Here is an 11,856-nt window from a genome sequence, read left to right on the forward strand (position 1 = left end):
CGTTATGATCACCCGACTTCTGTGGAGGGTGCGACGGCTGGGGGCCAGGTCGACGCCTGGGACGGCAGACGCCTCTCCACACCGTTCCGGGAGGGGTTCCCTTGCTTCGCCATGTCTTGACCCGCCGTCCTCGCGCGAGACGTGCGGCCGTCGCCGTGGCCGCCTCCGCGGTACTCGCGGGCGGAGCGGTCCCGCTGCTGCCCACGACCGCTTCCGCGGTGGGCGCGCCTCAGGAGACCGTGGTTCCCGCCGTGTACCGCTCGTCGAACACGACGGCCACGCTGGTCAATCCCGACAGCACCACGGGCGGCGACGCGGTGGGCGTCCTGGGCGTCTTCCACCGGCTGGAGGGCCACCCGGGGATGGTGTGGACGCGTTACGCGGACGGCCGGTCCTTCGACGCCCCGTCGACGGCCGGCGCCATGATCACGGTCGGGACGGGCAGCGACGTCCTCGCGTACCGCTACAACGACGGTCACGTCGACCTGTGGAACGCGGTCGACGGCACGACCACCACGCTCCGCATGCCCGCCGGGCAGACGCTGTACAACGTCTTCGGTACCACGGTCGTCAGCTATCAGGAGGTCACGGCCGAGGACGGCACGACCGGCAAGCTCCAGCACCTGCTCACCGCCGGGCCCGACGGGACCACACGCGATGTGCCCGTCGGCGAGGTGCCCACGGGCATGGTTCTCGGCGGCCCCGTACGCGGCGACGCGAAGGGGCTGGTGTTCTTCGCCAGGCTGGACGGCGCTTCCCGGCTGGTCGACGTCGACCAGGACACCGGCCAGGTCCGGGCCTGGACCGCGGCCCTGCCCACCGCGAGCGGATACACGTACACCAAGCTCTCCCCCCGGCACCTCGTCGTGTACGGCGGCGTCGAGAGCACGAAGGCGTACGTGTACTCCCGCTCCGACCTGTCGGCGGCACCCGCCGAGGTCACGCTCGACAGCACCGGCTCCCGGACGGCGGACGACCTCGCGGTGGTCGGCGACTGGCTCGTCCACCGTCCCGGCAGCGGCGCGAGGGTGACGGCCGTCCCCATGGCCGGCGGGGAGGCGGTGACGCTGTTCGCCGCCTCGAACCCGGGTGTCTCCGCCGCCCCGGACGGCACCGCGGTCGTCATCGGCCGCACCGGCGCCGACGACTGGGGAGTCCAGCGGATCACCGAGGGCGCCGACGGCAGGCCCACGGTCGGCATGGTCAAGGCGCTGCCGAAGCCGCCGTACAGGATCCAGGGGCTGTCCCTGGACCAGGGCCGGCTCCTGGTCGCCGACGAAAGCTGGGGGGCCGGGTACCGGGACGACTACGTGCGGACCGTCGCCGCGACCGGTACGCCCGAGTTCGGTGAGCGCTCCTCGTACGACGGGTCCGAGCTGAAGCTCTACGGCTGCGCGGCGACGGACGTCGGCTGTGCCCAGCTGCACGGCACGGCGGACAACCGGGCCGTCTGGCTGGCGGAGGACACGGCGACCTCCGACCGCCTGCGGGTCAGCGGGCCCGCGCCGTACGGCTTCTGGGAGCGGGGACTGCCCGCCGGGGGCCGGATCACCGATGTCTCCGGCCGGTACCTGATCCACACGAGCGCGACCACGCAGACCGTCCTGAAGCTCGGCGACAGCACCCCGGTGCTCACCCGGACCTCCGGGGCCGCCGCCCTCTCCGGAGACGTGCTCTGGACGCCGGGACCGACGCCGGGCACCCTCACGGCGTACGACCTCACCGCGAGGAGGACCACCGAGACCCTCACCACCGACATCGGCTGCGTGCCCACCGAGCTGCAGGCACTGGGCCGCTGGATCTACTGGACCTGTGACGGCAGGGCCGGTGTCTACGACCGTACGGCGAAGAAGTCCGTGGCCGTGCCAGCCGACGAGGCGAAGCTCGGCGACGGGTACGTCGTGACGCACGACAAGCAGGCCGGGAAGCTGACGCTCACGACGGTCGCGGGCGGCAGCGCCGAGAGCCGGGTCATCGGCGACCTGCCCGACACCGGCGTCTCGCAGCGCGACGTGCGCTGGACGGTCGACGAGTCCGGCGCGAACGCCGCCTACGTGGACGGTCAGGAACGCGTGCACCTCGTACCGTCCGGGGTGGCCCAGCAGCCGCTGCGGCTGCTGGCGCCCGCCGAGAACGAGACGTCCGTCGAGACGCACACGATCGACACCACCCCGGACACCCTGACCACCCTGCTGCTGTCGAAGCCGGCCGCGAACTGGACGGTGACCGCGCGCAACCGCGCCACCGGCAGGACCTACAGCGACAACCGCGACGGCGGTCCCGCGCGCGGTGAGCTGAACGTCGGCTGGTTCGGCGCCGACCCGGCCTTCCCCGGCGACTCCTTCGCACCCGACGGCTCCTACGACTGGACCGTGTCCGTCACCCCCGCGGACGGAGTCGGCGCGCCGCTCCAGGTGCACGGCACGGTCCGGCTGAAGGGCGGCAGCCCGGTGCGCCACGACCACGTGGGGCTCGAAGGGGCCCCGGACGGCACCGGCGACCTGCTCACCCTCAACTCCTCGGGCGGCCTGACCTTCCAGCAGGGCGACGGGAAGGGCGCGTTCGCCGGAAAGGTGACCGGCAACGGCTGGTCGGCCAAGACGGTCGCGGTGCCGTTCGGCGATCTGAACGGCGACCGCTGCAACGACGTCCTGGTGCGGATGAGCGACGGGTCCCTGCGCGGCTACAAGCCCGCGTGCGGCGCGGCCCCGACCCCCTCGACGTCGTACAAGTCGCTCGGCACCGGCTGGAACGCGTACGACGTCCTGACCTCGCCCGGCGACCTGACCGGTGACCGGCGGCCCGATCTGCTGGCGCGCAAGGCATCGACCGGGGACATCTACCTCTTCGCAGCGAAGAGCGACGGAACGCTCGCCGCGGGCAAGAAGATCCGTACGGCGTGGACGGGCTACACGAAGGTCGTCGGCGCCGGGGACCTGAACGGCGACGGGATCGGGGACGTTCTCGCGCGGGACAGGGCGGGCACGCTGTACCGCTACAACGGCACCGGGACAGGCCTGTTGAAGGACCGGGTGAAGGTGTTCTCCGCCTGGGGCGCGTCGTACGACGCGATCGTCGGGGTCGGCGACATCACCGGCGACGGGAAGAGCGACCTGGTCGAGCGCGACACCTCGGGGAACGTCTTCCGCAACGCCGGTACGGGGAACGGCTCGTTCGGCTCGCGAGTGAAGATCACCAGCGGCTGGCAGGGTTACAAGGGCCTTTTCTAGCCAATTCGCTGCCCGATACGGCGCATGTCATGCCCCCGGCGAGGGAATCGCTGGGGGCATGACAGATGACGCCAGAGCCACTGGGCTGTCGGACGAAGAGCGGCTGGCCCAGCTCGGCTACACACAGGTTCTCGCCCGCCGCATGTCGGCGTTCTCCAACTACGCGGTCTCGTTCACGATCATCTCGGTCCTGTCGGGCTGTCTGACGCTGTATCTGTTCGGCATGAACACCGGCGGTCCCGCCGTGATCACCTGGGGCTGGGTCGCGGTCGGACTGATGACGCTGTTCGTCGGGCTCGCGATGGCCGAGATCTGTTCGGCCTACCCGACCTCGGCCGGACTGTACTTCTGGGCCCACCGGCTCGCCCCGGAGCGCAGCGCGGCCGCCTGGGCGTGGTTCACGGGCTGGTTCAACGTCCTCGGCCAGGTGGCGGTGACCGCCGGGATCGACTTCGGCGCCGCGTCCTTCCTCGGCGCCTATCTGAACCTCCAGTTCGACTTCGCGGTGACACCGGGCCGCACGGTCATCCTGTTCGCGGGAATCCTGATCCTGCACGGCCTGCTCAACACCTTCGGCGTGGGGATCGTCGCCCTGCTCAACAGCATCAGCGTGTGGTGGCACGTCATCGGCGTCGCCGTCATCGTCGGCGCGCTGACCTTCGTACCGGACCACCACCAGTCGGCCGACTTCGTGTTCACGAAGTTCGTGAACCACACGGGCTGGGGCAGCGGGGTCTACGTCGTCCTCGTCGGGCTCCTGATGGCCCAGTACACGTTCACCGGGTACGACGCCTCCGCCCATATGACGGAGGAGACCCACGACGCCTCCACGGCCGGCCCGAAGGGCATCGTGCGGTCCATCTGGACGTCGTGGATCGCCGGATTCGTCCTGCTCCTCGGCTTCAACTTCGCCATCCAGTCGTACGACAAGGAGCTGGGCTCGGCGACGGGCGCGCCCCCGGCGCAGATCCTGCTGGACGCGCTCGGCGCGACGACCGGCAAGCTCCTGCTGCTGGTCGTGATCGGTGCCCAGTTGTTCTGCGGGATGGCGTCGGTGACCGCCAACAGCCGCATGATCTACGCCTTCTCGCGTGACGGCGCGCTGCCGTTCTCGAAGGTGTGGCACACGGTTCATCCGCGCACCCGGACCCCCGTGGCGGCGGTCTGGCTGGCCGCGCTGGGCGCTCTGGTGCTCGGGCTGCCCTACCTCATCAACTACGCGGCCTACGCGGCCGTGACGTCGATCGCGGTGATCGGTCTCTATGTCGCGTACGTCATCCCGACGCTGCTGCGGGTGCGCAAGGGCGACGCCTTCGAGCGCGGGCCCTGGCACCTGGGCCGCTGGTCCCGTCCCGTCGGGGTGATCGCGGTCGTCTGGGTGGCCGTCATCACGGTCCTGTTCATGCTGCCCCAGGTCTCCCCGGTCACCTGGGAGACGTTCAACTACGCCCCGGTCGCGGTCCTGGCCGTCCTCGGCTTCGCGGCGGCCTGGTGGCTGGTCTCGGCCCGGCACTGGTTCCTCAACCCGGACCACCAGCGCACGATCGCCCGCGAGGCCACCCGCAAGGGTGCGCCCGAACCGGTCGATCCCTGACCTTGTGCGCTTTTGGCGCGGCCGGGTCCCGATACCCGATCGGAGTCCCGGCCGCGTCCCGCTATGCTCGGGGATGCATCGGCGCGAGCCGGTGTGCCGCAACGGCGTTGTCCGGTGCGGGGACCCTTAGCTCAATTGGCAGAGCAGTGGACTTTTAATCCATTGGTTGTGGGTTCGAGTCCCACAGGGTCTACGACTGCGGGAGAGGGGAAGCCCCCCTCAGGACCGCTGGGCAGCGCCCGGACCGGCTTCGGCCGATCCGGGCGCTGTCTCGTTTCCGGGCCCGGCCCGGGCCGGTGGGCGCGCCAGTCTGCCCGCAAATATTTGAACGCGTTCAGTTTTCTGCGCTAGGCTCCCCGCATCACACACGGGGGAGCCTGATGAAGATAGTGATCCCTGGGGGAACCGGACAGGTCGGCGCGATCCTGAACCGCGCGCTGACCGCCGGGGGCCATGAGGTCGTGGTCCTGACCAGGCGGCCGGCGCGCGACCGTGAAGTCCTGTGGGACGGAGAGACCTTGGGGCCGTGGGCCGAGGTGATCGACGGAAGCGATGTCGTGGTCAACCTGGCCGGGCGCAGCGTCAGTTGTCGCTACACCGCGGCGAATCTGCGGGCCATGATGGACTCGCGCGTGCGCTCCGCCCGAGTCGTGGGCGAGGCGATCCGGGCAGCGGCCCGGCCTCCCCGGGTGTGGCTGCAGATGAGCACGGCCACCGTCTACGCCCACTCCTTCGATGCGCCCAACGACGAGGCGACCGGTGTGCTCGGCGGTGCCGAACCCGGCGTGCCGGGCTACTGGGCCTACAGCGTCGAGATCGCGAAGGCCTGGGAGCGCGCGCAGGAACAGGCCGAGACCCCGGACACGCGCAAGGTCGCCCTCCGCTCGGCGATGGTGATGAGTCCCGACCGGGGCGGTGTCTTCGACGTCCTGCTGCGACTGGCGCGGCTCGGCCTGGGCGGCCCGGTCGCGGGCGGCGGGCAGTACGTGTCCTGGATGCACGACCGCGATTTCGTTCGCGCGGTCGAGTTCCTGGCCGCCCGGGACGACCTCGCGGGGCCGGTGAACCTGGCCGCTCCCGTTCCGCTGCCCCAGCGCGCGTTCATGCGCGCGATGCGAGCGGCGTGGGGTGTCCCGGTGGGTCTGCCCGCGACGAGGTGGATGGCCGAGGTCGGCGCGTTCGCGCTGCGGTCGGACACCGAACTCCTGCTGAAGAGCCGCCGTGTCGTTCCGGGCCGCCTGCTCGAAGCGGGCTTCGCCTTCGACCATGTCCACTGGCCGGAGGCCGCCGACGACCTCGTGCGGCGGGTGCGCGGGGCGTCAGCCCGCTGAGAGGCCCGTCAGCTCGCTCGCGTCCGAGAGTTCCGGCAGCGGGAGCGTGTGCTGGGTCTGGAGGACCTTGGCGCGCAGGTAGCGGACGTTGTGGGCGGTGGTGAAGACGCCCGTCGGGACCCGGTGGGAGACCGTGATGCCGAGGTCGCGGAGCTGTTCGGCCTTGTCCGGGTTGTTGGAGAGCAGGTCGAGGGAGTCGATGCCGAGGGCCCGGAGCATCTGGGCCGCCGCCGTGTAGTCGCGGTCGTCCTCGGGCAGGCCGAGGGCCGCGTTGGCGGCGTACGTGTCGAGGCCCTGGTCCTGGAGGGCGTACGCGTCCAGCTTGTTGTAGAGGCCGATGCCCCGGCCCTCCTGACGCAGATACAGCAGGACGCCGCCCCGGTCCGCGATCTGCTCCACCGCCTCGCGGAGCTGGGGTCCGCAGTCGCAGCGGGCCGAGCCGAAGACATCGCCGGTCAGGCACTCGGAGTGCAGTCGCACCAGCGGGTTCGCGCCGGGCTCACCGAGGACGACGGCCAGGTGCTCCTTGTCGTCCTCCAGGCCGTGGAAGGTCACGAGTTCCCCGTCGACGGAGTAGCCGTCGCCGAAGCGCAGGGGCACGCGGACGCGGGTGCGCACGGTGGCGGTGGGGTGGTCGCGCATGGTGTCTCTCCGTCCAACGGGTTCGTACGAGATGGTGCTTCAGATTTGAAGCACTACCTCGGGAGGAGACCCTACATCTGCTTCAAACTTCAAGCAATGGGGTTCGGGTCCCTAGCGGCGGCGGACAGCGGTCCGACCTGTCCCTCATGAGGAGCAGGAACGCCGTCGCCACGGCAGATCTTCCCCGGAGGCCCCCGAATTCCCTTCCTGGATCGCCCGGGTGATGGTTCCGCAGATCTCGTCCAGCCGTTCCACCTGCTCGGGCGTCAGATGGTCGAAGATCGCCGTCCGCACCGTCTCGACGTGTCCCGGCGCCACCCGCTCCAGGAGGGCCATGCCCTCGTCGGTGAGGACGGCCATGTGCCCGCGCTTGTCGGTGGGGCAGCCCTCCCGGCGTACGGTGCCGTCCTTCTCCAGCCGGGTCACCGCGTACGTCAGACGGCTGCGGGTGATCTTCTGGGCCTCGGCGAGGTCGGTCATCCGCAGCCGCCGGTCCGGCGCCTCGGACAACTTGGCCAGGATGGAGTAGTAAAGGTGGGGCATCCCCGCCTCCGCCTGCAGCCGGCGGTCGATGGCGTCCTCCAGGAGGGAGGACGCGGAGAGGTACGAGCGCCAGGCGCGCTGTTCGGCGGCGGTGAGCCAGCGGGTCGTCATGAGACCAGTCTAGGTATTGTTTAAAAATTGAACCACTATGCGCGTGTGATCCGACTGCCCGCGTGTGATCCGGAGGATGCGTTCCGATGCCCCGTCCCCACGTCCTGTTGTCCGCCGCCGTCTCCCTCGACGGCTTCCTGGACGACACCGGCCCCGAGCGGCTGCTGCTCTCGGGCCCGGCCGACTTCGACCGGGTCGACGAGGTGCGGGCGTCCAGCGACGCGATCCTGGTGGGCGCCGGCACGCTGCGTACGGACAACCCGCGGCTCCTGGTCAACTCCGCCGAACGGCGGGCGGCCCGCGTCGCCGGCGGCCGCCCCGAGTACCCCCTGAAGGTCACCGTCAGCGGTTCCGGCGACCTCGATCCGCGGGCGCAGTTCTGGCACACCGGCGGCGAAAAGGTCGTCTACACGACGGACGAGGGCGCGCGGCGGGCAGCGGCCCTGCTGCACGGGCTCGTCGGGGTCGACGTCGTGGCGACCGGGCCCGAACTCGACTGGCGGGTGCTGCTGGAGCACCTCCACGACGTACGGGGCGTGCGCCGGCTGATGGTCGAGGGAGGCGGCAAGGTCCACACCCAGCTCGTGCGCGAGGGCCTCGCCGACGAACTGCAGCTCGCCGTCGCCCCCCTCTTCGTCGGACAGCCGGACGCGCCGAGGCTGTTCGGTCCCGGGGCCTACCCGCTGGGCCGGCTGCGGCTGGTGGAGACCCGGCCGGTCGGGGACGTCGTGCTCATCCGCTACGTCCCGACCGCGCCCGGCACCGGCCCGCTGGCCGCCGCGGCGGACCGGCACTGGCTGGAGCTCGCCTGTGAGCTGGCGGCGCTGTGCCCGCCCTCGAAGACCGCGTTCAGCGTGGGCGCCGTGGTGGTCGCGGCCGACGGGACCGAGCTGGCCCGGGGCCACTCCCGTGAGGGCGACGACCCCGTCGTGCACGCCGAGGAGGCCGCCCTCGCCAAGATCGACCCGGCCGATCCGCGGCTGCCCGCCGCCACCGTCTACAGCAGCCTGGAGCCGTGCGCCCACCGCGCCTCCCGGCCCGTTCCGTGCGCCCGGCTCATCCTCGACGCCGGTGTGCGGCGGGTCGTCACCGCCTGGCGCGAGCCCGACACCTTCGTCGCGGACGCCGACGGGAACGGACTCCTCGCCACGGCGGGCGCCGAGGTCGTCGTCCTTCCCGAGTACGCGGACCGGGCCCAGGCCCCCAACCGGCATCTGCCGGGCTAGACCCCCCGTTCCGCTCCCGCCCCCCGGCCTGGCTGCCCCGCCGAGCCCGGCCGGACGCCGTCCGCCGCGGGCGCCGGAGGGTGCCCGCCGGCGACGCTGAAGGGGCGCGTTTAAACGGGTGTGCTCGGGGTCCCGCGGATGGCGTACACTGGTCTTAACGACGCGGGGTGGAGCAGCTCGGTAGCTCGCTGGGCTCATAACCCAGAGGTCGCAGGTTCAAATCCTGTCCCCGCTACTCAAGGCCAAGGGCCGGAACTCGGATTCACGAGTTCCGGCCCTTGGTGTTTGCCCACGAGTTCTCCCTGGCCGGTTCTCCCGCAGCCGGTTCACCAACCGGCCACCCGGGCCGATTCCCTCCGGCGCCCGTCCCCCGGTGCCGTCCCCCGGTCGGGCCACACCGGTCGCCCCCTGTCCCCGCTCCGGGTCTTCTGGACGGGTGGGGCAGCCAGGACGTGAGCAGCGAGCGGGGAAACCCCCTGACCGGGCCGGCGGGCCCCCGCCGGCCGTCCCCGGGAGCGGCGCGCCGCCCGCCCCGACGGCAGGGACTCCCCGCAGGATCTCCCTCGCGCGCGCCTTCGTCCGGACCCTGCCCGCACTGCTCGTCGTCGTCGGGCTCCTCTACGACTACTTCACCCCGGGGGACTACACCGCGGCCCCCTTCCTCACGGCCGCGCCCCTGGTCGCCGCTCCCCTCTACTCGCTGCGCGGCACCGTCGTCACCGGCGCCCTCGCCGTCGGCGCGCTGCTCGTGGTCCACTGCGTGCTCGGCATCGTCCTGCACGTCGACGCGGTCACCGAGGTGATCACGGTGGCGACGGCCGCCGTCCTCGCCGTCCTCATCAACATCGTGGTCCGGCGCGGCGACGAACGGCTCGCCTCCGTCCGGGAGATCGCCGAGTACGCGCAGCGCGCCGTGCTGCCCGAGCCCGAGGCGCGGATCGACGGCCTCGATGTCGCGGCCCGGTACGAGGCGGCACAGGAGGACGCGTTCATCGGCGGGGACCTGTACGCGGTCCAGGACTCCCCGCACGGCGTGCGGCTGATCGTCGGGGACGTACGGGGGAAGGGGATGACCGCCGTGGCCGCCGTCGCCGTGGTGGTCGGCGCGTTCCGGGAGGCCGCGGAGCAGGAGGCGACCCTGGAGGGGGTCGCCCGGCGCCTGGAGCGGGCGCTGACCCGGCCGGGCACCCTGCACGAGAGCCCTGACGCGTTCGAGGAGTTCACCACCGCCGTCCTCGCGGAGATCCCGCACGACGAGGACGTCGTCCGCGTCGTCAACCGCGGTCATCCGCCACCCCTGGTCCTGCGTCCCGACGGCACGCTCGTCACCCTCGCCGCCGAGCCCTTCGCGCTGCCGCTCGGGATGGGCGAGCTGGGCACCTGGCCCGACCGGGCGATACAGGACCGCTTTCCGCGCGGGGCGACGCTGTTCCTGTACACCGACGGGCTGTCCGAGGCCCGCGATGAGCACGGGAGGTTCTACGATCCGGCCGCGTGGCTGGCCGGACGGGTCTTCCCCGGCCCCGACGCGCTGCTGACCGGCCTCGCCGAGGCGGTCCGCCGGCACACCGGCGGCGCCCTCACGGACGACATGGCGCTGCTGGCCGTCCGGCGCATCTGAGCGATGTGTTCGCCGACGGGCCCCGCGGCGCCCGGGCGGCCTTTCCGGTCCTGCGCGCACCGCCTTTCACGGCATCCGCGCAAGGCCTTGTGCGGCTCCGTCACGAACGGTGACCGGCCGGTCCCCCTCCGCATGACGTCTGACATGCCATCAGGTGAACCCGTGTCGACAGGGCGTGGCCAACTCGCCCGTTTTTCATCGCTCATGACCTCAAAGTCCCGGCCAAGAGCCGTTAATGATCAGTCGGAACATCTTGGAATCCGGTGCCTGAGTCTATTAACGTTCGATAACGCAGTGCGGTCGTCCCAGCCGTCACAAGAGACGGCTCCGTGCGCACGCGCCGAATCCCGCAAGGGAACCGGGGACCCATCACGTGGGGTGAATCGAACGTATTCCGCTGTGGAAGCAGTGGTCGTACGCGCGTAGGAGACCTTCCTTCTCCGAACCCGTCAGCTAACCCGGTAGGCGGCAAGGAAGGAAAGGAGCGCGCCCACGTGGCGTCCAACCCGCCTGCTCAGCCAACCTCGTTCCCGCCGAACGACACGCAGACCTTCGGCTACGGCAAGGACGAGGGACCCTGGGAGGAGTGGAACCCCACCGAGGATTCCGTTCTGCCGAATCGCGGCCGGCACCGCACGGGCAAGCAGCGCGGCGGAGGACTCGCCCGCAGCTCCACCGTCCTCGGCGTCGGTGTCATAGCCGCGGTCGGCGGGGGTGGCATCGCCAGCGCCGCGCCGGGCAATGCCCCCGTCTCGATCTCGCTGCCCGACCTGTCGTCGGTCACCCACTCCGCCGAAGCCCTGATCTCGCACGGCGGATCCAGCACCCCCAAGGGCTCCACGACTCCGCTCACCAGCGTCGGCCTGACCAGCGCCGACGCGGCGCAGGGCGCCACGGACGCCGGTTCGGCGCTGCGCGCCCGCATCATGCAGCAGGCCCAGTCGCAGCAGGCCCACGCCGACAGCACCACGCATCAGGCCGCCCTGACCGCCGCCGTGAAGAAGAACGCGGACGACGCCGAGGCCAAGGCCGACGCCGTGAAGAAGAAGGCGCTGGAGACGGCCAAGGCGAAGGCCGAGACCGAGCGCCTCGCCGAGCTCGCCAAGAGCTACACGCTGCCGACCTCGTCGTACACCCTGACCTCCCGCTTCGGTGAGGCCGGGGCCCTGTGGTCCTCCGGGTACCACACGGGACTCGACTTCGCGGCGCCCACCGGCACGCTCATCAAGGCGATCCACAGCGCCACCGTCACCGAGGCTGGCTGGGCCGGATCGTACGGCTACCGCACGATCCTCACCCTCGACGACGGTACGGAGCTCTGGTTCTGCCACCAGTCGTCGATCAGCGTCCATGTGGGCCAGAAGGTCGCCACCGGCGATGTCATCGGGCGGGTGGGCGCGACGGGCAACGTCACCGGGCCGCACCTGCACCTCGAAGTGCACCTCGGCGGCGCCGCCACCGCCAGCGACCCGATGCCCTGGCTCCAGGCCAGGGGCCTCAACCCCTGACCCGTACGGCCCCTGAACGAGTCGTACGGCATCCGACGCGCGTCGCCCCC

Annotated in this window: 8 protein-coding genes, 2 tRNA genes and 1 riboswitch; of the genes, 8 read left to right on the forward strand and 2 right to left on the reverse strand. The window is 71.3% G+C overall.

What is annotated here, in order from left to right:
• Positions 1 to 155: 155 nt before the first annotated feature.
• The 4 genes from OHT01_RS21105 to OHT01_RS21120 all read left to right on the forward strand — a co-directional run bounded on the left by OHT01_RS21105 (position 156) and on the right by OHT01_RS21120 (position 6,155).
• The gene (locus OHT01_RS21105) at positions 156 to 3,230 is read left to right on the forward strand and encodes an FG-GAP repeat domain-containing protein (protein ID WP_328554679.1); all 3,075 of its coding nucleotides are present in this window, start codon (positions 156 to 158) and stop codon (positions 3,228 to 3,230) included.
• 58 nt (positions 3,231 to 3,288) lie between these two features.
• Positions 3,289 to 4,824 (forward strand): amino acid permease, encoded by a 1,536-nt coding sequence (locus OHT01_RS21110; RefSeq protein WP_328554680.1) that lies wholly within the window; start codon positions 3,289 to 3,291, stop codon positions 4,822 to 4,824.
• Between the two features lie 120 nt (positions 4,825 to 4,944).
• Positions 4,945 to 5,017, forward strand: a tRNA-Lys gene (locus OHT01_RS21115).
• A 187-nt stretch (positions 5,018 to 5,204) separates the two neighbouring features.
• The gene (locus OHT01_RS21120) at positions 5,205 to 6,155 is read left to right on the forward strand and encodes a DUF1731 domain-containing protein (RefSeq protein WP_328554681.1); all 951 of its coding nucleotides are present in this window, start codon (positions 5,205 to 5,207) and stop codon (positions 6,153 to 6,155) included.
• Here the strand turns inward: OHT01_RS21120 and OHT01_RS21125 are convergent.
• Both OHT01_RS21125 and OHT01_RS21130 read right to left on the reverse strand, forming a co-directional pair.
• Positions 6,144 to 6,797 (reverse strand): GTP cyclohydrolase II, encoded by a 654-nt coding sequence (locus OHT01_RS21125; protein WP_328554682.1) that lies wholly within the window; start codon positions 6,795 to 6,797, stop codon positions 6,144 to 6,146. The genes OHT01_RS21120 and OHT01_RS21125 overlap by 12 nt on opposite strands.
• A 144-nt stretch (positions 6,798 to 6,941) precedes the next feature.
• Positions 6,942 to 7,451: a MarR family winged helix-turn-helix transcriptional regulator gene (locus OHT01_RS21130; protein ID WP_328554683.1), complete on the reverse strand. Its 510-nt coding sequence runs from the start codon at positions 7,449 to 7,451 to the stop codon at positions 6,942 to 6,944.
• A gap of 86 nt (positions 7,452 to 7,537) precedes the next feature.
• Between OHT01_RS21130 and OHT01_RS21135 the strand changes: the two genes are divergently transcribed.
• The 4 genes from OHT01_RS21135 (at position 7,538) to OHT01_RS21150 (ending at position 11,806) form a co-directional block, all read left to right on the forward strand.
• Positions 7,538 to 8,677: a dihydrofolate reductase family protein gene (locus OHT01_RS21135; RefSeq protein WP_328554684.1), complete on the forward strand. Its 1,140-nt coding sequence runs from the start codon at positions 7,538 to 7,540 to the stop codon at positions 8,675 to 8,677.
• A 161-nt stretch (positions 8,678 to 8,838) separates the two neighbouring features.
• A tRNA-Met gene (locus tag OHT01_RS21140) sits at positions 8,839 to 8,912 on the forward strand.
• A gap of 201 nt (positions 8,913 to 9,113) precedes the next feature.
• The gene (locus tag OHT01_RS21145) at positions 9,114 to 10,298 is read left to right on the forward strand and encodes a PP2C family protein-serine/threonine phosphatase (RefSeq protein ID WP_443043421.1); all 1,185 of its coding nucleotides are present in this window, start codon (positions 9,114 to 9,116) and stop codon (positions 10,296 to 10,298) included.
• 328 nt (positions 10,299 to 10,626) lie between these two features.
• Positions 10,627 to 10,781, forward strand: a riboswitch (cyclic di-AMP (ydaO/yuaA leader).
• Positions 10,782 to 10,792: 11 nt separating this feature from the next.
• A complete protein-coding gene (locus OHT01_RS21150) occupies positions 10,793 to 11,806 on the forward strand; it encodes a M23 family metallopeptidase (RefSeq protein ID WP_328554685.1) in 1,014 nt (337 codons plus the stop codon).
• Positions 11,807 to 11,856 lie beyond the last annotated feature (50 nt).

It is taken from the genome of Streptomyces sp. NBC_00358, assembly GCF_036099295.1.
Classification (GTDB): Bacteria; Actinomycetota; Actinomycetes; order Streptomycetales; family Streptomycetaceae; genus Streptomyces.

Excerpts from the sequence above, each read along its gene's own strand:
- OHT01_RS21110 (WP_328554680.1), top strand. The coding sequence starts at position 3,289 with ATGACAGATGACGCCAGAGCCACTGGGCTGTCGGACGAAGAGCGGCTG.
- OHT01_RS21120 (WP_328554681.1), top strand. The coding sequence starts at position 5,205 with ATGAAGATAGTGATCCCTGGGGGAACCGGACAGGTCGGCGCGATCCTG.
- OHT01_RS21125 (WP_328554682.1), bottom strand. The coding sequence starts at position 6,797 with ATGCGCGACCACCCCACCGCCACCGTGCGCACCCGCGTCCGCGTGCCC.
- OHT01_RS21130 (WP_328554683.1), bottom strand. The coding sequence starts at position 7,451 with ATGACGACCCGCTGGCTCACCGCCGCCGAACAGCGCGCCTGGCGCTCG.
- OHT01_RS21135 (WP_328554684.1), top strand. The coding sequence starts at position 7,538 with ATGCCCCGTCCCCACGTCCTGTTGTCCGCCGCCGTCTCCCTCGACGGC.